This is a genomic window from Anaerotardibacter muris (genome assembly GCF_943192915.1).
Classification (GTDB): Bacteria; Actinomycetota; Coriobacteriia; order Coriobacteriales; family Eggerthellaceae; genus Anaerotardibacter; species Anaerotardibacter muris.
In genome coordinates this window covers 49224-71439 of record NZ_CALPCD010000009.1, presented here as the reverse complement: position 1 = coordinate 71439, position 22216 = coordinate 49224, and the positions used below count along the sequence as shown (strand labels likewise).

At 54.2% G+C, this 22216-nt stretch carries 18 protein-coding genes; 10 read left to right on the top strand and 8 right to left on the bottom strand.

Features of this window, described 5'->3' with window-relative positions; translation table 11 throughout:
* Positions 1–74: 74 nt before the first annotated feature.
* Positions 75–674, bottom strand: coding sequence for a DUF6652 family protein (locus NFR25_RS07295; RefSeq protein WP_251198592.1), 600 nt, complete (start codon positions 672–674; stop codon positions 75–77).
* 222 nt (positions 675–896) lie between these two features.
* On the opposite strand from NFR25_RS07295, the gene NFR25_RS07290 reads away from it, so the two are divergent.
* From NFR25_RS07290 to NFR25_RS07275, 4 genes are all read left to right on the top strand, one after another.
* The gene (locus NFR25_RS07290; protein WP_251198591.1) at positions 897–2180 is read left to right on the top strand and encodes an MFS transporter; all 1284 of its coding nucleotides are present in this window, start codon (positions 897–899) and stop codon (positions 2178–2180) included.
* Positions 2161–2787, top strand: a complete 627-nt coding sequence (locus NFR25_RS07285) for a flavodoxin family protein (RefSeq protein ID WP_251198590.1) — start codon at positions 2161–2163, stop codon at positions 2785–2787. The genes NFR25_RS07290 and NFR25_RS07285 overlap by 20 nt, the downstream gene beginning before the upstream one ends.
* A gap of 246 nt (positions 2788–3033) precedes the next feature.
* A complete protein-coding gene (locus tag NFR25_RS07280) occupies positions 3034–4050 on the top strand; it encodes a helix-turn-helix transcriptional regulator (protein WP_251198589.1) in 1017 nt (338 codons plus the stop codon).
* Between the two features lie 96 nt (positions 4051–4146).
* Positions 4147–6885, top strand: coding sequence for an LTA synthase family protein (locus NFR25_RS07275; protein WP_251198588.1), 2739 nt, complete (start codon positions 4147–4149; stop codon positions 6883–6885).
* Positions 6886–7008: 123 nt separating this feature from the next.
* Here NFR25_RS07275 and NFR25_RS07270 read toward each other — a convergent pair whose 3' ends face one another.
* Positions 7009–8940, bottom strand: a complete 1932-nt coding sequence (locus tag NFR25_RS07270; RefSeq protein WP_251198587.1) for an MFS transporter — start codon at positions 8938–8940, stop codon at positions 7009–7011.
* Positions 8941–9407: 467 nt separating this feature from the next.
* Between NFR25_RS07270 and NFR25_RS07265 the strand changes: the two genes are divergently transcribed.
* Both NFR25_RS07265 and NFR25_RS07260 read left to right on the top strand, forming a co-directional pair.
* Complete coding sequence (locus tag NFR25_RS07265; RefSeq protein ID WP_251198586.1) at positions 9408–9965, top strand: YagU family protein; 558 nt, start codon at positions 9408–9410, stop codon at positions 9963–9965.
* Positions 9966–10098: 133 nt separating this feature from the next.
* Positions 10099–10902, top strand: coding sequence for an alpha/beta fold hydrolase (locus tag NFR25_RS07260; protein WP_251198585.1), 804 nt, complete (start codon positions 10099–10101; stop codon positions 10900–10902).
* 28 nt (positions 10903–10930) lie between these two features.
* Here NFR25_RS07260 and NFR25_RS07255 read toward each other — a convergent pair whose 3' ends face one another.
* From NFR25_RS07255 to NFR25_RS07245, 3 genes are read right to left on the bottom strand one after another with little or no spacing between them, the layout of a single operon-like run.
* Positions 10931–11932 (bottom strand): TIGR00341 family protein, encoded by a 1002-nt coding sequence (locus tag NFR25_RS07255; protein ID WP_251198584.1) that lies wholly within the window; start codon positions 11930–11932, stop codon positions 10931–10933.
* Positions 11933–11944: 12 nt separating this feature from the next.
* On the bottom strand, positions 11945–13195 hold the full coding sequence (locus tag NFR25_RS07250; protein ID WP_251198583.1) for an ABC transporter substrate-binding protein: 1251 nt from the start codon (positions 13193–13195) through the stop codon (positions 11945–11947).
* Complete coding sequence (locus tag NFR25_RS07245) at positions 13179–16115, bottom strand: PAS domain-containing hybrid sensor histidine kinase/response regulator (RefSeq protein ID WP_251198582.1); 2937 nt, start codon at positions 16113–16115, stop codon at positions 13179–13181. The genes NFR25_RS07250 and NFR25_RS07245 overlap by 17 nt, the downstream gene beginning before the upstream one ends.
* A gap of 291 nt (positions 16116–16406) precedes the next feature.
* On the opposite strand from NFR25_RS07245, the gene NFR25_RS07240 reads away from it, so the two are divergent.
* Both NFR25_RS07240 and NFR25_RS07235 read left to right on the top strand, forming a co-directional pair.
* Entirely contained in the window at positions 16407–17285 is an 879-nt protein-coding gene (locus NFR25_RS07240; RefSeq protein ID WP_251198581.1) for an EamA family transporter, read from the top strand.
* Positions 17286–17450: 165 nt separating this feature from the next.
* Positions 17451–18485 carry a DNA alkylation repair protein gene (locus tag NFR25_RS07235; protein WP_251198580.1) on the top strand — a complete coding sequence of 345 codons (1035 nt, stop codon included), beginning with the start codon at positions 17451–17453 and terminating at the stop codon, positions 18483–18485.
* Between the two features lie 41 nt (positions 18486–18526).
* On the opposite strand, the gene NFR25_RS07230 is transcribed toward NFR25_RS07235, so the two are convergent.
* The 3 genes from NFR25_RS07230 to NFR25_RS07220 all read right to left on the bottom strand — a co-directional run bounded on the left by NFR25_RS07230 (position 18527) and on the right by NFR25_RS07220 (position 20693).
* Positions 18527–19243, bottom strand: coding sequence for an ABC-2 transporter permease (locus NFR25_RS07230; RefSeq protein ID WP_251198579.1), 717 nt, complete (start codon positions 19241–19243; stop codon positions 18527–18529).
* Positions 19240–20175 (bottom strand): ABC transporter ATP-binding protein, encoded by a 936-nt coding sequence (locus tag NFR25_RS07225; protein WP_251198578.1) that lies wholly within the window; start codon positions 20173–20175, stop codon positions 19240–19242. Before NFR25_RS07225 ends, NFR25_RS07230 begins: the two co-directional genes overlap by 4 nt.
* 149 nt (positions 20176–20324) lie before the next feature.
* The gene (locus NFR25_RS07220) at positions 20325–20693 is read right to left on the bottom strand and encodes a GntR family transcriptional regulator (protein WP_251198577.1); all 369 of its coding nucleotides are present in this window, start codon (positions 20691–20693) and stop codon (positions 20325–20327) included.
* Between the two features lie 178 nt (positions 20694–20871).
* On the opposite strand from NFR25_RS07220, the gene NFR25_RS07215 reads away from it, so the two are divergent.
* Together NFR25_RS07215 and NFR25_RS07210 are read left to right on the top strand one after the other, a co-directional pair.
* Positions 20872–21195: a TfoX/Sxy family protein gene (locus NFR25_RS07215; RefSeq protein WP_251198576.1), complete on the top strand. Its 324-nt coding sequence runs from the start codon at positions 20872–20874 to the stop codon at positions 21193–21195.
* 434 nt (positions 21196–21629) lie between these two features.
* Positions 21630–22097, top strand: a complete 468-nt coding sequence (locus tag NFR25_RS07210) for a type II TA system antitoxin MqsA family protein (RefSeq protein ID WP_251198575.1) — start codon at positions 21630–21632, stop codon at positions 22095–22097.
* Positions 22098–22216: the final 119 nt, after the last annotated feature.

Genomic DNA, 22216 nt, shown 5'->3' with positions numbered 1-22216 from the left:
CAGGACAGTTTTGAACCTGTCCCCTTTTTGTCCAAGACAAGATCGCCCCCAGCCTCAATCGCTAGGCGAGAGCGTTAGGCAGGGATTTGTGGAGTGGTTGGCGGGGTGGTCTTCGGCTCAGAGGAGCGCGCGAAGATGATGATGGCGTCGACCACATCGGCCACGAAGAAGAGCTGCAAGACAATATGCGCAGCCATTTCGCCTGCAGAAATAAGACCGCAGCGGCGAAGCTGAATGGCGGTTGCCATCGCCCACACGCTGCCAGGCAGCATCACGAACCAGCCAGCGACCGCCAACATCAGTCCTATGATCCAACCGATACCAGGCATGATCGGATGAAAGCCCAAAGCAATGCATGCAAGCTCTAGCGTAGCTCCGCCGAAGAAGAATGGAATCATCCCCAATTTGTACGTGAGCATGATAGCACGCGACGTGCGCATGATCTCGGGGCCTTTCCGCACTGCCGCGATGATCGCGAAGACCAGGCAAGCGATCAACAAAAGAGGAACGCCCACCCAAAAGACAGGAATGAGCACATTAGCGAGCACTTCTTCGATCGTACTCCAGACAAGATTCGAGCTTTCTTCGAGGAAGCTCAGCAAGAACATTACTAAGAAGGTGCAGCTACAAAACACCACCGTGGCGATCGTCAACACCCAAGATGCAATTCGCATTCCCTTTGACATCGCAAGTCCATCACTTTCTATACAGTAATTCGGACGCCCAGCGCCCACTCACTATTCTATCCCTTCTCTCCAGACACTTTGGGGCCAGTCCTCAAAGTGTCCAGGACAGTTTTGGACCCGTCCCCATTTTGTCCAGGACGGTTGTGCCCCCGGCCTCGAGGGGGTTCTTGATAGAATGAACGCATGAATGAACGGGGGACAACGGAGGCGATGGCGAAACAGCCGTCGGATACGGACGTGAAGCCGCGGCACGCGAAGGCGGCGCTACTCATAGTAGTGGCGCTCGGCATCGTGTTCACGGCTTCGGTTTTACGCGGACCACTTACTTCGGTAGGTGCACTTGCGGCTCCCATTCAAGACGGGCTTGGGCTCTCATCGGCCATGATGGGCATGGTCACCACCTTACCGCTGCTCGCATTCGCAGCTTCAGCACTCCTGCTCAGTGAATTCGCCAATCGCTTCGGGAAGAGCCGCGTATTAGCGGTTGCCTGCATTTCCATCGCGGTCGGCCTGCTCTGGCGATCTGACGGCACGGTGTTCGGTCTGTTCGCAGGAACCATATTCGCCGGCATCGGCATATCGGCAGGAAACATCTTGCTACCCGCAGTCGTGCGCCAACGATTCCCGCTGCACGTGGGCATCATGACCGCTCTCTACACCACCACCATGAGCTTGTTCGCTGGAGGTGCCGCAGGCGTTAGTTCGATGTTGGCGGAAACATCGCAAGACTGGCAGGCCATCCTTATGATGTTGCTGCCCTTCGCCATCATCGCTGCACTGCTCTGGATCGTCGCTCGACCCTTAGCCCAAAGGAGCGACACGGCAAAACCTTCATCGAATAAGCGATCAGGTGGAGCCGCCCCACTCGCCCCTCACCTCATCAAGAGTCCTGTGACCTGGTGGATCACGGCCCTCTTCGGCGTGCAATCCGTCCTTTTCTATTGCTGCGTGGCGTGGCTTCCTGCTATTCTTGCCAGCTCAGGTGTGAACGCTGAGACCATTACCCTGTGTGTTGCGCTCTTCCCTATCGTGGGAATCCCCTGCACCCTGTTCGTGCCGCCCTTAGCTCAGAGGATGAAACGCCAGCGCGCCCTTGGCGCGATCATCGGCATCATCTGCGTTATTGGCGCAGCTGCATTACTCTTCATCGACTCGGACACGGCCGCCATCGTGGCAACCTCGATCATTGGGTTCGCCTTGGGCGCACCCTTCTGCCTGTGCATGTACTACTTCGGTGTCCGCACCGAAGACCCCAATGATGCAGCAAAGCTCTCAAGCATCTCGCAAACCTTTGGCTACTTGATGGCCGCATTCGGACCTGTCCTCCTTGGCTTTCTGGTGGATGTAACTGGATCGTGGTTAGTCTCGCTGCTGGTGATGCTGGTCCTTTCGCTTATACTGGTGGTGTGCGGATGGAAAGCTGGAACTGGCACCATCCCCGCTGCTCAAGACCACCTTCGCAGGGAGGACCCTCATGAAAGTTCTGCTCATTAACGGAAGTCCGCGCCATAAGGGCAACACTCAGCGCGCCTTGGAAGAAGTCGCGGCCGCTCTCCAGGCTGATGACATTGAAGCCGAGATCGCATGGATCGGTAACAAACCTATTCGTGGCTGCACTGCTTGTGGCTGGTGCGGAAAGACCGGCGAAAATCGCTGCACCTTCGATGATGATCGCTGCAATGAGCTCATTCAAAAAGCTGGCGAGGCCGACGGCTTGATCGTGGGTTCGCCCGTCTACTTTGCAGGAGCGAACGGTTCGGTCATCAGCCTGCTCGACCGCATGTTCTATGCGGGCGGTGCGCTGATGCGCTACAAACCCGCTGCTGGCGTGGGTATCGCACGTCGTGGCGGCACCATCGAAACAGTCGACCAGATCCAAAAGTACTTCCAGATCTATGGCATGCCCGTTGTTTCGAGTGCTTACTGGAACATTGCCTATGGCCGCGACCCTAAAGAGGTCGAGTGCGACGGCGAAGGCATGCACACTATGCGTCAGCTGGGCCATAATATGGCGTGGCTTCTGAAATGCATCGAAGCTGGCCGTGAGGCTGGCGTTGAGCACACCATCGAAGACAAGGTCTCTACCAACTTCATTCGCTAAATCTTACTAAATGCTGCATCTCTATCGGGCGTTCAAACTTGCGAATGTGGCGAATTCCAGCCGCTCAAGCTTCCAGGGTCGAGCGGTTTTCTTTTGTCTGATTTCAAGTAAAATGGCTTTATTGTTCCAGTTCAATTGCCCAGCAACCAATAGTTGCGGCAAATGACAACAGGAATCGGTCGCGCAACCTCTCCTGCTTTTATAGACTCGGAGAAAATCGTACGACCAACACGAAAGGTATTCACTATGAACGTTGAGATCGCACAGCGTCTGGCTATGCGCCGCAAGCATGCGGGGCTTTCTCAAGAGGCTCTCGCTGAAAAGCTCGGGGTGTCGCGACAGGCCGTGTCGAAATGGGAACGTTCTGAATCTTCCCCCGATACCGACAATCTCATCGCGCTGGCACAGCTCTATAATGTTTCGCTCGATGACCTCCTCTATGCAGAGGTTTCTTCAACAACCGAAACCGAAGCAGCGTCCCGCTCTGAAGAGAGCGCGATCGAACCCGACCCCAAGACAACCAATGAAGACGATACTGAATCTGCTGCCGAGCCTAGCGACGAGACCAACGATGAACCAACTTCTGCACCTACCGACCAACCTGCGAGCGAACCCGCAGGCGAACACTCCGTCAAAGGTGAGCCCACAGATGATTCAAGCAGCTCCCGCACCTATGCCCCTGGCTTTAACTTTGGCAAAGAGGGTAAAGGAAATGTTCATATCGGCTTCGACGGCATCCATGTTGAAGACGGACGAGACAGCGTGCATGTTTCCTGGGCCGAAGGCGTTCATGTGGTCGACAGCAGTGGCGAAGAGGTCCATGTCGACTGGGACGGCGTTCGAATCAACTCCGAGCAAGGTCCTACATCTGACCAGGTCTTCAAGCGTGGTCGTCGTCACCATCATCACAACTATGGCTCTGGCCCGCTCACGCCCTTCGCACGAAACTGGCTGCGCTTTCCATTCTGGGCGCTCGTCATCATCGCTTACTTGCTGGCCGGCGTGATAAAAGGATTCTGGCTACCAGGTCTGTTCTTCTTCCTCACCATCCCGCTCTACTACGCACTCGGCCCCGCCATTGAACATAAGCGCATCGCTCCGTTCTTAGGCGTGCTCTATCCCATCCTCACCATAGGGTGGTTCTGCTGGATGGCCTTCATAGAAAACCAGCCACATCCCGCCTGGGCCATCTTCCTTACTATCCCCGTTGTGGAAGTGTGCATCGTGGCGTTCTCGAAATGGTGGCGCCACCGCAAGCGGTAACCCACCAGCCCTCAAGGGGTTTTTGCCCGCCGAACGCACATATATAGAAGTAAACTACTGACTACTTTGATTTTGATCGCGCTGCAAGGAGGGCACGTGGAGCTGGAGCTCGTGGAGTCATACATCACGAACATGCAGTACGCGTGGATCCCGCTCGTGGGCGCGGCGGTCGTAGTGCTGGCGATGATCGCGGCGATCTCGGTCGTGGCAACGGTGAAGCATATCGGCGGCGCACGTAGGATATTCTCCCTGATAGCAGTCATATTATGGGCGTGCATCTTTGCTGGCGGCGAAGTGGTGCTGTTCTTGTTCGCGAATGCTGGAAAAGTAACTGGCGCGAATGCTCTCTTTATATTATGTAGCGCTTGCGTGTGCGCGGGCGGCCTGATCGCGCTAGGTTCGAATGTGTGGCATTTGCTCGAACGAGCACGCGCGAATAAGAAGGCTGCGAAAGCTGAAGAGCTGGCGAATACAGCTGGTGAAGCTGCACATGGAGCCGATCCTGAACATGCGATAAAGGACAAAACCGAGGCCGACACGGAAAGCGAGGCCGAAGCTCCTTCCGAAAAGGCCAAGACGCTTTCACTTGAAACCAGCGATTCCTCTGTCACCGACGCTTTGCCCGATGAAGGCTCTGATGATGACACCAGTGAAGATCCTGAAGTCCCTGGGCCATCTAGCGCCCCTACACAGCAAGCACAACAAGCACCCCAAAAACCCTCGCACCCATTCCGCAAAGCGCGTCGCTTCTTCAATGAAGTGCTCGGTTGGGCGCTCCCTTTGCTTGCCATAGGCATCGTAACGCTGCTATGCTTCGTCTTCCTCGAGCTGCCTTCTAACTGGTGGCTGCTCGGAATCATCGACCCCTATCTGACCTGCGAAATTACCATCATTGCGGGTGTGGTAACGGGCGTGTGGCTCATCTGTCAGCGCCGCCCCATCGGCTTCATCATCCCCATGGCGGTCGCCTTTATCTACGGCCTCGCGGAATTCTTCGTCGAACTGTTCAAAAGCGCTGCCATCATGCCGGGCGACTTACGTTCCGCGAACACGGGCATGGCCGTAGCTGGCGGATACGAATATGAGATAACCACTGCGCTCCTCTTCACCATCGCGCTCTTCGCACTGGCTATTGCGCTGGTCACGTGGCTCAAAGACCCGCTGGCAACCGTGCTCGCACACAAGGATCCACGCGAAACCGACCGCCAGGGCGATCCGCTGCCGTTCGAACAGATCGAGAAACGCCACACGTGGTCGTGGGTGCGTTACTTCATCAAGAATGTAGCCGCAGTAGCGCTCTCCATCTTGCTGGGCTGCTACCTTATCACCACGCCCATCTCTGAAGCGCTCGAGACTGACTGGGAAGAAGAAGGCATCGTCTTCGATTACTGGCGTACTCACGAATCGGTCGATGAATTTGGCATCATCCCTTCATTCGTCGCAGCGCTGCAACTTGAGAACATCAAACCGCCTGCTGGCTACACGCATGAAGAGGCGATCGAGCTGCAGGACGGGCTTGCGGAGCTCTATGATGAAGTAATCGAACCAGCTCCTGCTCGTCAAGCGGCAGCCGCTCAATTTGACCAGGTCAAACCTAATGTTGTGCTGGTAATGAACGAATCGTTCTCCGATCTTTCCTTCATGAGTGGCCTGGGTGTGAACTACGCTGGTCCTGAATTCCTACGTAATATGGATGCCATCGCTAAGGGCAAGACAAGTGTGAGCGTTTATGGCGGCAACACCTGCAACTCTGAATTCGAGTCTCTCTCTGGCATCGGACTGGGCTACATCGCTGGCGGCATCAATCCTTATTCGGTCTACGATCTGTCGCAGATTAACAGCATTCCCAAGCAGTTCAAAGCACTGGGCTACAACACCACCGCCATCCATCCCGAAGCTGCCACCAACTGGGATCGCGACAGCGTCTACCCCGCAATCGGCTTCGACCAGTTCATCGATGGAACCGCTTTCGAAGGCGCAGAGCTGGTGCGTGAGCATGTGAGCGATGCGGCCACTTACGAGATGGTGCTCCAGCAGCTTGCTGCTTCCGATACCCCGCAATTCATCTTCGACTTGACGATGATGGGTCATGGCGGCTATGAAACAGGACTGATCCCTGCGAACGAGCAGGTGAACTATGATTTCACAGGTATCGTGGATGAAGATGCCGCTGCTGAGGCAAACGAATACCTTGCGAGCATCAAGATGAGCGACGAAGACCTGCAGGAATTCATCGCAGCGCTGCAAGATTTCGTCGAGCCTACCGTGGTCGTATTCTTCGGCGATCATCAGCCCGGCTTCTCGTGGTACTTCAAAGAACAGTTCGCGGATGAATCGAGCGAAGTGGTCTATCAAGAATCGATGTATCAGACCGACTATTTCATCTGGTCGAATTACGCGATCGAAGGCAGCAGCTGGACTAACGCGAACGCAACCGCGACTGCTACGGCTACGGCTGGCAGCTATCCAGCACTTGAGAGCAATACCGTAGAATACCGCGGTTCGATGGCACCTGCCATGCTGATGAGCTGGACCATGTCCTATATCGGCGCGCCCCTGACCGACTTCGAGAAAGCAACTTATGTGGGTCGTTCCTGGATCCAATCGAGCAATCTTTATGGTTATATGGATGTGCAAGGCGTCTGGCACCCTGAAAGCGAGCTGGAAGCAGTGGATGACAACACCATCTTCACCCAAGGCGAAGCTATCATCGCCCAGTGCGCCGAAACTGGCACTTTACCAGCACCAACAGATATCTCTGCTGCCACCGATGCCGTAATGGCCAACGTGATGAAGTGGCTCAACTACCTCAACTTCGCCGAAAAGATCAAATAGTCGAACGATCGGGGACGGGTTCAATTCTGTCCGGGACAAAAAGGGGACAGGTCCACGAATCCCATTCGGTCATCTGAACCTGTCCCCAAACTGTCCGGGACGAAATTGAACCCGTCCCCAAAATTAGACGCCGAAGCGTTCGAGGGCGTAGCTCGTGATGTTCGAGCGGTTGATGATGCCCACCATGCGATCGCCTTCGAGCACTGGTGCCTTCTTCAGGTGACCTTCAGCCAGCACACGCGCAACTTCGCCAAGATCATCTTCGATGTTCACCGCTATGACGCGCTTGTTAGCAATATCGCTGACGGGCTGGGCCATAGTGCGGCGCAACGTGGCATCGAAGTCGGCCTTATCGCGTTCCACCACGAACGACCATGCGGTCTTGAACGCTGGCACCTGATCAGCGATGGCCGACATGATGTCGCCATCGGAGATGAAACCTACCACGCGGCGCTCTTCATCCACCACTGGTGCGCCCGAAATGCCCTTGGATGCAAATAACTTCATGGCCTCAGCAACAGAGGTGTGCGGCAGCACCGTATACACATCGGTCTTCATGATGGCAGCCAACGTGTCAACTGGCGCGGCGGCCGTTGCTTCGCCAGCCTCGTTCCAAGCAGGAGCAGCATCAACGATCGGCCGTGCAGCCACGCGACGAATCCAAAGTGCCAGGAAGAATCCAACGAACGCAAAGATGCCAACCAATACGCCAGCGGCAAGCATACCTTCGGTAGCAGCCTGAGCTGCAGCCAACCCACTTGCAGCTGCCGACGCACCCACCAACGCATACACACCCGTGAACACCGAAGAACCGAAACAACCTGCGATCTGAAAGCCGGTCGACATGACCGTAACGCCATGCGGGTTCAGCTCGGGCGGCAACTTCGAGAGCGCAAAGCTCTGAACTGGGCCGATGATAAGCGCTGAACCACAGATAACAGGAATATAGATAAGAGCGAGCACCACAGGTGAAGCAGTCGAGATGAACACTGCAGTGAGCACGGAAAACACCGTGATACAAGCAAAACCAGCAGGCAACAAGATGCCCGGCCCGTGCTTGTCATAGATGCGACCCGCAATAGGTGAAGCTACGCATGAACACAAGATAGCTGGGAACAACGTGAGCGACGCGATCAGCGGCGGCGTGCCCAAGACAGATTGCATGTACGTAGGAACGATGATGTTCATCGCAAAGATGGTAACGAGCGAAAGCATGTTCACCACTACGCCCACCGCAAAAGGCGGGATCTTCAGAGGTCGCAGATCGATAAGAGGCTCGGTCAGCTTACCCTGACGACGCACGAAGAACACGAGCGCGATGATGCCCACTACTGCCGCACCCAGTGCAATGGCGATATTACCAACGAAGATGGTGGACACGCCATAGAGGATGCCAATGAGCGCGATGCCAATGAGCGCGACCGATGCTGCATCAAGACGAGGATGCGTAAGCTTCGCGATATCTCGCAGGATAATAGCGCCTGCGAGCAAGCAAAGCAACGAAAGTCCGCCGAAGACCCACAGCAGCATGTTCCATGGCGCGGCCGCCAGGATAAGACCCGCCAAGATAACGCTCGATGAAGGACCCAAGGTGGTCATGGCACCCATGATGCCCATGTAGGTACCCAGCTTCTCGCGCGGGGCCATTTCTAACGTGATGTTCATGCCAATAGGGATGAGCATGCCGGTGCCCAGCGCCTGGACGATACGACCGATCAACAAGACCGTGAAATTCGGGGCAAGCGCACCGATAATGGAGCCGATGACCAAAAGCGCAGTGGTCATGCAGAATAACGGACGCGTGGGAAACGAGCGATAAGCAAAGGCCGAAACAGGAACCATCACCGCCGCGCCTAACATATAGGCGGTCGCAAGCCACTGAACCGTGGAAACGTCGACGGTGAGCGCCTCCATGATGGGCGCGAAGCCAACGTTCAGGAACGTTTCATTGAAGGTGGCAAGGAACGCCGCGAAGGCCGTGACGAACAGGATCGCAGCGGGTCTTTGCTGCTTGGCGGGGGCGCTTTCGTGCGCATGAGCATTGGTTTGGGACACTGGCTCCTCCTTCTTTCGGACGCGAAGGCGGAAGCGTTGCAGGCATAAGAAAAGGCACGGGGCGTGCGGTCACGGCGAGCTTTTCCTGTGCCGTGATCAGATTTACGCGCCGCCCGGCGCCACATGTGTCGTTTGCAGTACTTAAAGAGTAGCTATTCGATTGTTGGCCAAGGGATGACCTTGACCGCAGAAAAGTCTACCACGGGCCCGCGCCGCCCACGCGCGCACAAATCCGCGAGCGGAATCCTGAGTGTTTCGCCCCTAGCCTCGAGCATGCTATGCCTGTACAAATCTTTCAGAATGGCAACGGAACGGTTCTTGCTCGTTTACCAAAATACCCGTTTCACCTCGTTATTTACATAAATGCTCTACGCTAGGAACAGAACAGAACGTTCACCCATGCGAAACGTTGCCCCCTAAAGGCAAAACGATTCGAACTCAAAACATAGCCGTTGAAGGAGGCAACAATGGAAACAACAAAGAAACCCGCAGCACCGTTCTCCAAGATCTTCTGGAAGTCGGTCTGGTACGGCTTCATCGCCGGTATGATCTCGGGCATGGTGAAGATCGGCTGGGAGAAGATCTTCCCACCACGCACGCTCGCCCGTGATGCAACGAACCCGCCCCAAGAGCTCTTGCAGCAATTAGGTGTTCCTTACGATGTCACCCATTCGTACGTGTATTTTTCCACTGACCAGCAAGTTTTCGTTGTTGCGCTCATCATCCACTTCGCGTTCGCGATCTTCTTCTCGTTCTTATTCATCCTGCTGACGCAGTACAAGCCAAAGATCGCTATCTTCGAGGGCGCCATCTATGGCATCGTGATCTGGATCGCATTCCATATCATCATCATGCCTCTGCTCGGCACAGTTCCCGCTCCTTGGGATCAGCCCTTCGATGAGCACTTCTCGGAATTCTTCGGGCACATTGTGTGGGCCTGGTCGATCGCAGCTTCGGCTTGGTATCTGATCGCTAAGCAGAAGGTGAAGACCCTGACCAACCCCAAGATGAACAACGACGACTAAGGGATCGTTCGTAACATCAACTTAGAGAAGTTTGCTATCTCTCAACGAAGGCGGGTCTCGCACTCGCCTTCGTTGTATGTGAACACCAAGAGCATCTCAAACTCTTGAGAGAGGATAAGAAGGAAGACCAACCATGACAGACGCAGAAAAGGCTAAAGCAGCTGAAGAGCTTATCGAAGTGAATGGGGTGCACCTGTGCGTGAAGCAGGCAGGCACCAATATCGGGAAGAGCCACACAATGATCTTCGTGCATGGTCTGGGCTTCTCTAAAGAGAATATGGACCCACTCTTCAACTACTACAAAGACCTGCACCACGTGGTGAGCTATGACGTGCGCGGCCACGGGCGTTCCGACAAGCCTGAAGCTTGGACGCTTGCTGATGACGTTGAAGATCTGCACGCGCTCATTAACGCGCTTGGTATCGAAAAGCCAGTGATAGTAGGCTTTTCCATGGGCTCTTACATAACGCTGGCTACTGCAGAAGAATACCCTGATCTGTGCGATCGGATCGTCCTTATTGGCACGAAGGGTGGCGGATCTTCATCGATCCAAGCTATCACCGCTCAAGGCAAACCTGGATCAGGAGCTGCAAGCGTTCGCCAGCGCGTATTTTCGCCCACCAACACCGCCGAGCAGATCGAAGCATTCACGGCAAGCATCGCATCACCCGTGCACCTCACGCACGAACAGCATGCTGCGATCTATAGGTCACTTGAAGGATTCGACAATCTAAGCAACGCCAGCAAGGTTTCGATCCCCGTTCTCTGCCTTTCAGGGCAACACGATGGCGTGAACCCTCCTGCCAAGGGAAAGATCGTGGCCGACACGGTTGCCCGCGGGCGCTTCTACGAAGTGAATGGCGCAGGTCACATTACCTTCTTCGAGAACTTCCCCTACACCGTTCATCGTATCGACGAGTTCCTTCAAGATGCCTAGCCGCAAGTCTCCTCAAAATGTGGAACGGCTACAAATGCTTCTCTTCAAGGATGATCACGCCGATATCGTTGAATTCAACATTTTGCTTGGCAAGATCTTCTTTGAAAGCTGCTAAGTCAGGTTCTTTCCCGTCTCCTGCGATGGTGACGGTAAGCTCATTGTTCTTCAGCTTCACATCTTTCAACGCATAGTCGCTGCCCGCCAACCATTCTTGAGCGATCTCGTGCGTCTTGCGCTCATGATCGTTAGCCTTCGCCATATCGACGCTGGTCATTGCCAAAGGAATAGCGATGACGATCACGCCGACCAACACCGAGACATACCAGCCCATGCGTTCGCGCGCGCTCTTCTTGGTGCGGCTCTTCTTAGAGAGCCCCACCGCCCAGAACACCACCAGGCACATCACTTGGATGCCAAAATAGTTCGTAAGGAACAGCAGGAACGCTCCCGCAGCACCCATAAGATCACCGTCTGCGATCGCCACACCTGTAACGCACAAAGGCGGCATGAGCGACACCGCAATTGCAACGCCCGGGATAGCCTCGGGGATGTCGTCACGTACGAAGGCTAGCGCCGCGATGAAGCCCGATGCCACCGCCACGAGCAGATCGAGCAAACCAGGAGCTGTTCGCGTGGTAACTTGTACGTTCGTTGTAAGGTCGATCGGCACGGGGAAGAATGCGGCCACGGGGATGGCGATCAAAAGACCCAGTAGCACGCCAGCCGCCGTCATCAGCAACGTGCGGATGGTTGCACGCCGGTTACCCGTTATGGCCGCCAACGCTGAACCAACGATGGGCGTCATCACGGGCGAGATGAGCATCGCGCCAACCAACACTGCGCCCGAATTCATCGCGATACCCGCCGTTGCGATGATCGATGAGATCACGATGTTCCAAAAGTAGGCGCTGTACGTCTTACCACTGCCTTCAAGAGTCACATAGGTGGAGGCCTCTGCTTCAGCCAGATGCTGATCCGTTATCGGACCACCCGCGAGGACTTTCTGTAAGAGATTCTTCGTCTTGTCCATAGGTCCTCAAAGCTATTGTGCCTGGTCCATAGCCGAATGACGCAACTCATCCATCATAGCGATACATCCATCAACATCAACTTCACCGTTGAAGAGAGCCGTGAATGCCGTGATCATGTCTTCTTGGCTGTATCCGCTGATCTTCGGGTTCGCCGTTGATGCACGTTCGAGCTTCGCGATGGAGCTCGATGCAGCTACCACCATGTCAGACGTAACGATCGTATCTTGGTCGTTGAATACCTTCACCGAAGGCACGCCTTCGAATACTTCGTTATATACCTCAGGCTGAGCACAGAATTCCAGGAACTCGATGGCTTCATCCAAGTGCTTGGCATCCTTGTTCACCAACATCATGTTCAAGTTGCCACCTTCATAGCTGCCTTCAGGGCTCGTTCCCATGAACACTGGCATCACCGCGAAGTCGTCTGGACCATAGGTGCCCGCCTGGAAATCGGTTTCGAACCAGGTATCCCAAATATCCACCATCACGGCATCGCCTGACGCCAAAGGCGCGCTCACGTTGTCATACCCTTTATTCTTCACGTCACCCAGCCAGCCGTTCTTATAAGCGCTGTCGATCCACTGGACCATATCATGGACCTGCGGAATGTCCGCATAATCGATCTGGCCGTCATTCAAGCGCTGCAACAAACTGGGGTCATCGGCGAAGATCGGGTCGAGACCGAACTGGTACATCCAACCGCAATCCTCACCCCAGAATAGCGGATTATAACCAATGTTCTTCAGCGCCTGGCACAACATGTCGAATTCCGCCTGCGTGGATGCTGGCTTCAAACCCAAGCTCGAAAGGATGGTCTTGTTGTAATAGCAGCCCGAGACCGAACTTTCCCAAAACGGCAGACCAACTAGATTGCCGTTGCCATCGTCGCAATAAGCGCGTGCGCCCGCTGTAATGGAGTCAGCCCAAGCCTGGTCATTGAGCGTTAGGAACTTGTCTGCACCGATCGCTGCAAGATTAGAATCGTTATAATGCAGCAGCACATCAGGGCCATTGCCTTCTTTGAATGCCTTGGTGACCTCGGCCGTGAAGGAATCGTCGGGGATGGTCTTCACGTTCAGCTTGTTGCCTGTTTCAGATTCATAGAGCTCGAACACATCTTCGATGTAGTCACGATAGTCGGTCTCTTTCACCCAAACGCTCAGATCATCGCTTTGTTCCGAAGAGCCGCTCTGGCAGCCTGCCAACACGAAAGCGAAGGTGAGCATGGCTGCAGCCATCACCAGGCTAATCAGTTTCTTCATCTGGGTCTTCCTTTCGATTCAACTCGCGCTCGGTAACGCGACGCAATTCATCTAGATCGATGGGTTTCGGAAGGTGAACGTTCATCCCCGCCTCGAGCGCATCACGCACGTCTTCAGCGAACACATTCGCGGTCATAGCGAAGATCGGGATGGTCTGAGCTTCAGGATGCGCACCTGCACGAATGGTACGTGTGGCTTCATAACCGCCCATGATGGGCATCTGCACATCCATCAAGATAAGATCGTATTCGCCAGGAATAGAGGCTTCGAATAGCTCCACGGCTTCTTGGCCATTGCGCGCACGTGTGACCGTGGCTCCCTCCATATCCAAACGTTCGATCAGCATCTCCGCCGACAGATCGTTGTCTTCGGCTGCCAAGATATTCAAACCAGAAAGCGCATCCGCGTTGGCTTCAGCTTCCCCTTCTTCGGCAGCATCAGCTGAGAGCATGGTGAGCTTCTGACTCAACGAAGTAGCGAAGAAGGGCTTGGGCAAGAATCCATTCACGCCCGCATCGAGCGCGTCCTTTTCGATGTCGCTCCAATCGAAGGCGGTCATCACCAAGATGAGCAGGTCGGGATTCGCGAATTCGCGCAGCAAGCGCGTGGTCTCCACGCCATTAGGTGAAGGCATCTTCCAGTCGACCAACACCACATCGTAATCTTCGCCCGCTTCATGCGCGGCACGGATCTGCTCGATTCCCTCGGTGCTGCTGGTGGACCAATCCACCCTTACGCCTTCCGCACCTAGGATGCGCTTAGTGTCTTCGCACACGTACGCTTCGTCATCGATAATGAATACCCGCATGTCTGGATGGCTCTGCCAATAATGATTGCGGTCCGCGAATTCTGAGATGGGCAGCGAGAAATCGACCGAGAACGTAGAGCCTTTGCCTAGTTCGCTCTCCACTTTGATGATGCCACCCATCAGATCGATGAGGTTCTTTGTAATGGCCATGCCAAGGCCCGTGCCCTGGATGGCATTCGTGACCGAATTCGTCTCGCGCGTGAAGGGATCGAAGATGACCTTCAGGTACTCCTCGCTCATGCCCATACCGTTATCTTTAACGATGAAGCGAATGTTGTTGTGCGTAGGATTCTTACTGGGCAGCACCTCGATGATGAATTCGATCGTGCCTCCGACCTGCGTATATTTCACGGCATTCGAAAGCAGGTTGATAAGGATCTGGTTGATGCGGAGCTTGTCGCCCATCAGGAATTCCGCTGGATGGCCTTCTACGCGGATCTCGAACGTCTGGTCCTTAGCATCGGCTTGAGGTGCCATGATGGCGCTGATCTCTTCGAGCATATCGGGGAAGCTGAATTCCTCGATATTCAGTTCGGTCTTGCCGCTTTCGATCTTCGACATGTCCAGCACATCATTGATAAGACTGAGCAGATGGCGGCTTGATGTTGAGATCTTGCGGATGTATTCGCGCACACGATCAGAATCGTCGGCATGTTCCTCCAGCAACGACGTGAAGCCCATGATGGCATTCATCGGCGTGCGGATGTCGTGGCTCATGTTCGATAGGAACTGGCTCTTCGCCTGATTCGCGCTCTTCGCCGTAGCCAGCGCTTCCTCAAGATTCTGGGCCATGATGCGATCTTCGGTGCGATCGGACAAGATGAAGATGTACTTCTCTTCGCCCTGAATATCCATGTGATAGATGGCTTCACGGAACCACCGATGAGTGCCATCCTCTTGATTGATCCATTCTTGCAGCAATTCATGGCGATCGCCCAAGGCGATGGATCGCAACAGGTCAAGGTTCACTGCCGCTTCCTGATCAGCCAAGCCCTTGCGCAAAGCCTCAAGATCTTCCTTCACCGCATCAGGTGTTACCCCTAGCAAGCGTTTCACGTTCGGCGTGATATAGCTCACCTTCAGTTCAGATGCATCGATGACGATGAAGATGTCGTCCAAATTCGCAGAGAGCAACTCGAAGAGCACGTCGCGATATTCGATCTCGGCTTTGTTCTGGCGCGTTCGGCGACGCTGCCACAGATAGATCTGCACCGCTGCTGCTATACCCAGCACCAAGAAGATCTTCACCACCACATCGATGGTCATCTTCTGCACGTTCAAGAGCGATCCGCTCACCGCGCTGGTAGGAACCACGCCTAAGAGCAGGTAGTCGCTATAGCCCAGCGGCTGGTAAGAAACGTAGTATTCCGTATCGTTCAGCGTGCAAACGACCACGCCCTTATCGCCCGCTTCCCATGCACTTTGCAAGTCGGAAAGCTGCTGGTCAGAAAGGTCTGAACCAGCGCCCAAATAAGTAAGATAGTTGGAGAATACGTTGCCACCCTGCTGAGTAGAGAAGGCGATGGTGCCGTCAGGGTAGACCACCAGGCCCAAAGATTCTCCAGAGAATGCCTGTGTGCGAATGGTGTTGGAAAGATCTTCGTTGTTATAAGTGACCGCCACAGCCTGATAGCTGAAACCGCGATAGGTTCCTGGTTCGGTCCAGCTGGCGAACACGGTTTCGGGAGAAGTGCCCTGCAGGCCTTCTTCAGTCATGATGTTGTCGTGGTCGGCGAACAACACGATGTGCTCTTCACCTAGGTCAAGAGAGATCGGCTCCCCGCTTGCATTGATGACCTGGCCATTTTGATTCAAGAAGAGGAAATCCGAAAAGCCCCACACGTTCTGACGGTCATGAATATAATCAAGTGCCGCTGCGTCGTCCAGATCGCGGATGTAGGGGCCCCAGTCATCCAGGTTCTTCCAAGTGTCATCCATGAACGTAAGGAAATTGCCATCGACCTGCTCGTAGACTTCCGAGAAGTTCCTTTTGGCTTCATCGTAGAGCTTGTCGCTGACTGATGAAGTGTAGACCCAGAGCATCGCAACGATAGCCACCACAGCAGCTACCCACACAGAAATGACGACGATGCGCGAACGCGTGATCTTCACTCGATGCTCCCAGTTCGATCCTGCTTGCAACCTACCTGCAACCTGCAACAAAGGCCGGCAACAAGCAGCAGCTCATTCTCCTAGATGTGCTCTTTAGTATAGTTGAAAAGCCGCTGGTTGATGGCATCCATTCGGTAGGAATGGGCAATAGGGAACAGCGGTTTCGAGCAACCCAGCCCCCCGTTCGATCTTGCACGCATATCCCCGATTCTAGATGCCGATGGCGCAATGGGGCAGACCCCGACAACAAAAAGTGGCTATCCTGAATGGACGGACCTCAAAGGCGGTGCAGTGAACAAGACGCTAAAATACTCGATCTTGGTTTTCATAGCTGGCTCGAGCTATGGCTTCATCGTGCCTATCGTGAAGAGCGCGGGTGCGATGGGGATCTATCCGCACACCTTCTTACCGCTTCAGTATTTGACCGCCTTCTTAATCTGCTTGGTTGTAGTGCTGGTGAAACGCGTTCGGTTGCGCTTTCCTAAACAACTTGCTTCGCTTGCGTTGCTCGGCTTCTTCACGGGCGGAACATCTATTTGCTACTACACGGCCGTCGCACTGCTTCCAGCACCAGCTGCGCTCACGCTGCTCTTCCAGTACATCTGGGTGAGCGTGTTGATCGAATGCCTCCATCAACGAAAGCTGCCCGCTCGATCGACCGTGGTGGCTATCATCATCGTGCTTGTCGGAACCGTATTCGCCACGGGCATCCTTGATGGCGGTGCGGAAAATCTCGACCCCGTAGGTGTTGGTTTTGGCTGCTTTTCGGCCATCTTCTACGCGCTGTTCCTCTATTGCTCGGGACGAGTAGCAACCACCCAACCAACCGTGGTGCGAACGATGATGCTGGCTGTTGGTGGCGCCATCATCACCTCGATCTATAGCCCAAGCGCCTATACCACCGCACTTTTCGATGCCTCTACCTGGTCTTATACTATCCTTCTGGCATTCATGGGCATCTTGCTTCCCACCACGCTGATCAATTACGCCAGTCCACGTCTTACTGCTGGCATGGTATCGATCATGGCTTCGAGCGAACTGCCCGTGGGTATTCTTTCTGCATGGATCATCGTAGGCGATCAACCTTCGGCGCTCGTCTTGTTCGGTGCTGCTCTCGTTTTCGTCGGTATGATAGTGAAGCAAGCCCCCTCCCTTGCAAAGAACCATTGACGGGGGACAGGTCCCAAACTGTCCGGGACAGAAAGGGGACAGGCCAGAATTACCAAATGGGATCGCTGACCTGTCCCTAAAGTGTCCGGGACAAAAACGAACCCGTCCCCAAAGTGTCCCGGACGGTTTGGGGCCTGTCCCCAGGATGAGATAGAAAGGTGAGCAGTGGCGCTGTTCGAACATTATCTCTATGTGCTGAACTGCGGAGATGGAAGTCTTTACACCGGCTACACCACCGATGTTGCCGCACGCGTTGCCGCCCACCAAGCAGGCACTGGTGCCAAGTACACCAAGTCCCACGCGCCCGTGAGCTTGGCCGCCCAAGCACGATTCTTCTCGAAGGAACGCGCCATGAGCGCTGAAGCGCGTTTCAAGCAATTGTCGCGTAAAGAAAAAGATGCGTTGCTCCAGCAAGCCGAACACGAGCCTTTCGAAGACGTACTTTGTCGGGAGCTTCCTAGCTTTGGTATAGATTCCGCGATCGAGTTCGTATGCCGCAGCGCAGCCGAGAACATCGATCCTCAATACCAAGAATTCCAAGCGCGCCTGATACCCTCGATCGATAGCCGCTCTATTGCTGGCGTGCGAACTCCTATCTTGCGCAAGATCGCAAAACAGCTGGTCAAGCGTGATGATGCGAAGACCTTCCTTCGGGCGCTTCCTCACCACTCGTTCGAAGAGAACCAGGTCCACGCCTTTGCGCTGGGACTTGAAAAGGACCACAAGAAAGCGCTCAAGCTCTACGACAAATTCCTGCCCTATGTGGACAACTGGGCCACCTGCGACCAACTACCCACAAAACCACTCATGCAGCAGCCTGAAGCAGCGCTGAGCAAGGCTTACAAATGGATTGTATCAGATCATTGTTATACGAAGCGCTTCGGCATTGGCGTGTTAATGCAACACTTCCTCGATGACCTTTTCGAGCCGCGCTTCTTGGCCGACGTTGCCGCAACTGCTTTTTCAGAGAGCACATCGAAACCACCAACGGAAAACGACACCTATTACCTGAACATGATGCGCGCCTGGTATTTTGCTGAGGCACTCGCCCATCAAGAAGCAGCAACGCTTCCTTATCTTGAAACCAAAGGCGAAGCTGCACCCCTTGATGAATGGACACGACGCAAGGCTATCCAAAAAGCTATCGAAAGCCGCCGCATCACGCCCGAGATGAAGGACTATCTGCGTACGTGCAAATAATACTGCCCGTGAAGCTGATCACGCGGTTTCACCAGTTCAAGCTAGAATTGACGCGCTGCATACCACTGCATGGCAATAAGCGAACTAAGAACGAAGAGCACCAGCGCAGCCACGTCTGCTCCGAGCAATGCCAACTGGAGCGAAGGCGTGAAGAAAACAAGCTCGCCTCCGTTCGTCACCAACATCCAAGCAAGCTGATCTTCGATGCCCATTTCGCCAGCAAGATAGATCGCGCCCGCAAGCAACAAGACCAGAACAACAGGGATCACGCGCGTTGCCTTCGTCATACCGAAGCGCAGCATCAAAGGAAGCGTTATGGCAGAGACCACCAACGCAATGAAGAGCGTCATGCCAACCGTAGCAATGATGGTCTCAACAGGATTGTTCGCGAATAACAGCTCTTCAGCCACTGCACCATCTGGGAGCAGCGAACAAACGCCCATGAAAACGAACGCGTAAATGAGCGCGATCAGTGCACAGGCCACGAACACGATGATCGTAGACGCATAACGGCCGGCCACCACCTGACGTCGCGAGAGTGGCAGCGTAAGTCGAAAGCACTGCCAGCCGTTCATGTCGTCATAAGCTGCTATCGATAACACGTACATGAATGGGATCATCACCGCAAGCGCCGCCGTACCAGCCAACACCGAATTCGAGAACACGGTGATGATCACTGCGATCAGCACATTCAAGATGAGCAGTTGCCCAAGGGAGTTCTTCATGGTGATGAAGTCCGAACAGATCATAGCTTTCATAGCTGCTCTCCTTTCAAGGTGAGGGCTAGATAGTCGTCAAGAGACACAGGCTCAACAGGAATTTCGGGAAACGCCTGCGCGAAGGCGAAACGATCGGGAACCAGCAGGTCGGTGGAGTATTTGCCTTCGACCACGCGAAGAGAGCTTGGGTCATCGAGCGCGTCGGTGAGCACTGCGATCACCCGCTCTACCTGATCGCTCTTGCAGCGCGCAACACCTGCGATATTACAGATGGTCTCCTTGTCAGCCTCGAACACCTTACGGCCATCATCGATGCAAACTATCCTGTCGGCGATCTTCTCAAGGTCGGACGTGATATGCGAAGAGAGCAAGATCGCGCGAGGTTCCTGGGCCACTGAAACTACTGCCGCTTCACCAGGTAATTCACCCTCCGCCATGAAGTCGCGCAGCATGTCGAGCACTTCATCGCGCGCTAGCGGATCAAGACCTGCAGTAGCTTCATCAAGAATGAGCAATCGTGGATGATGCGCCAAAGCGAAAGCTAACGAAAGCTTCATGCCCATACCGCGCGAAAGATCCGTTACCTTCTTATCTGCCGCAAGGCCGAATCTATCCATGAGCTGCTGAAAATAGCGAGTGTCCCAGTTCGAGAACACCCAGCGACCGAGCAACGCCACATCCCGCACGCGCGATTCCTGGGTAAAGGCGCTCGTGTCCAAGACAACACCGATCTTGTTCTTCAGATCCGCATCGATGTCGTCGATCTGCTGGATGGGTTTTCCGAGCATCGACATGGTGCCGCTATCTGGGCTTATCATTCCCAAGAGCGACTTGATGAGCGTGGTCTTGCCCGCCCCGTTCGACCCCACAAGTCCCACGATAGTGCCTGCATCGACCTCCAGGTCAACTGGCCCAAGTTGAAACCCTTTATAAGACTTGATCAGGTTATTTATCTTGATCAATGGCTGCATGTTAAACCAGCTTTCATATTGAATAGATCGCGCGAGCTGTCAGCGCACGAGATGCGCTCAGACAGTTTGTGACTGGTGATAGAGCTATCCAAGGCAGCCTCGAAGCCAGCTCCAAAGCACCTTGGAAACATTCACCAGTGCTCCTGTCTTCATTCGGAGAGCGCATCGAGGATGCTATGAAGTTCCGCTACCGAGATGTTCGCCGCCTCGGCCTCGGCCACCGCTTGAGCCATGATCTCTTCCACTCGTTTCAGGCGCCCTTCGCGCAGAAGCTCCTTGTTACCACCCGCAACGAACGACCCTTTGCCCTGGACCGTATCGATGAAACCAGCTTCTTCAAGATCCGCGTAAGCGCGCTTGGTGGTGATCACGCTGATGTGCAGGTCATTCGCAAGCGACCGAATGGACGGTAGCGGTGCGCCTTCGGGCAATTCCCCTGAGAGGATGGCGTCCTGGATCTGCGATGCGATCTGGGCATAGATCGGCTTATTGCTCGCGTTAGATATCAGTATTTCCAAAGTTTTCGTCTTTTCTTCTCTGGCCGATCCGCTGGACGTCTCCATCGTTCGACCTCTTATAGTGTATATACCCTATATGTACACTATAACCAGCGCTCTCTACCCTGTCAAGCCCCGATGGTATGCAGACCACATTCTGATAGAGTTAATGCAAAGAGCAGATTCGAAGGAGCATGCGATGGCATCATCAAAAGAGCACGTCAACTATGTTATCGAGCAGCTGAACATCGCTACTGATGGAAACGTCTCATCACGTGCGATGATGGGAGAATACGTGGTCTATTTTCGCGACAAGGTTGTCGGCGGGATCTACGACGACCGCTTGCTGGTGAAGGTTACGAAAGCATCCGAAGAGCTGCTCTCTGGCGCGCCGCTCGAGCTGCCTTATGAAGGAGCAAAGATGATGCTCAAGATCGAGAACGTAGAGGATCATACGCAAATGCGCGACCTGTTCGAAGCAATGTATCCCGAACTTCCCGCCCGCAAGACCAAGAAAAAATAAAGGGCCCGACTGACAAAAAATTTCAGTTTTACTTTAGCGAGACACAAGAAATAGTTCAAAAATTCCTAAGGTCTGCTCGCTAGGATAGAAGGAAGCAGATTGCCTGACATTTAGCATAATGCTAAATTCGAGAGGGAGCGACAGTGCACGAACAGACCCTGCAAGATATTGGTCCACACACGCTTGACCGTATGGTTAGGTCCAGTTCGTATACCATTTCCCTGCACGATACGAACGCGTTGATCGACCGTGGCCTAGACCCTAAAGAAACCATCGCACGAACATTCTTCATATTACTTAGAGCACGCAATTACACCCGGGATCTTTCATCTCGGATCGCTCAAAACGATACGGGCGCCGATCAAAACAACGCTCTTGGACCACTATGCATTCACCCGCTCGTTCCTTATTCTCTCGAACCGTAAGGGGTATCTATGAATTGCACGCGATGCAACGTCGAACTCATTGAGAGTATCGAGCCGATCGATACATCATTTCGCGGAGAACAGCTTTCTATCGAAGGGATTCGTCATCTTCGATGTCCTCAGTGTGGCGAGATCGAAATTCCTGCCGATGAACTGGCGTCCTATTCCGAAAAGCTCAAGCAGGCCTATCGTGACAAGACCGATATGCTCTTGCCAGAAGATATTCGCGCTCTGCGCACGCGCTATGGACTTCGTCAGAAAGAATTCGAACGGGTCATTGGTGTATCGTTTCCGACTTGTAGCCGTTGGGAAAGTGGCACGAGCATCCCTTCGCTTCCTGCGAACAAGCTGATGCAAGAGGCCATCGAAAACCCTCCTACTATGCGCCGTCTGATGAAGCGAGCTGGCCTTTCTCCCCAAAAGAAGAAGGGTAGCATCGTTGCGTTGCCTCCAAGATCCCACGCTGATCAGTCTTAGCAGACTACAGATTGCCTTGGTCTCTTGCTGCCCAAAGCACATTGATCCCAAGATCCCGTATCTGCTCGCCCACCGTGATAGACTGGGTACCATCGAATCAGGCACCAGGAAGGGAACAT

Bases quoted from the DNA above. Each gene is read 5' to 3' on its own strand.
- NFR25_RS07295 (WP_251198592.1), bottom strand. From the start codon at position 674: ATGCGAATTGCATCTTGGGTGTTGACGATCGCCACGGTGGTGTTTTGT.
- NFR25_RS07290 (WP_251198591.1), top strand. From the start codon at position 897: ATGGCGAAACAGCCGTCGGATACGGACGTGAAGCCGCGGCACGCGAAG.
- NFR25_RS07285 (WP_251198590.1), top strand. From the start codon at position 2,161: ATGAAAGTTCTGCTCATTAACGGAAGTCCGCGCCATAAGGGCAACACT.
- NFR25_RS07280 (WP_251198589.1), top strand. From the start codon at position 3,034: ATGAACGTTGAGATCGCACAGCGTCTGGCTATGCGCCGCAAGCATGCG.
- NFR25_RS07265 (WP_251198586.1), top strand. From the start codon at position 9,408: ATGGAAACAACAAAGAAACCCGCAGCACCGTTCTCCAAGATCTTCTGG.
- NFR25_RS07260 (WP_251198585.1), top strand. From the start codon at position 10,099: ATGACAGACGCAGAAAAGGCTAAAGCAGCTGAAGAGCTTATCGAAGTG.
- NFR25_RS07255 (WP_251198584.1), bottom strand. From the start codon at position 11,932: ATGGACAAGACGAAGAATCTCTTACAGAAAGTCCTCGCGGGTGGTCCG.
- NFR25_RS07250 (WP_251198583.1), bottom strand. From the start codon at position 13,195: ATGAAGAAACTGATTAGCCTGGTGATGGCTGCAGCCATGCTCACCTTC.
- NFR25_RS07230 (WP_251198579.1), bottom strand. From the start codon at position 19,243: ATGAAAGCTATGATCTGTTCGGACTTCATCACCATGAAGAACTCCCTT.
- NFR25_RS07225 (WP_251198578.1), bottom strand. From the start codon at position 20,175: ATGCAGCCATTGATCAAGATAAATAACCTGATCAAGTCTTATAAAGGG.
- NFR25_RS07215 (WP_251198576.1), top strand. From the start codon at position 20,872: ATGGCATCATCAAAAGAGCACGTCAACTATGTTATCGAGCAGCTGAAC.
- NFR25_RS07210 (WP_251198575.1), top strand. From the start codon at position 21,630: ATGAATTGCACGCGATGCAACGTCGAACTCATTGAGAGTATCGAGCCG.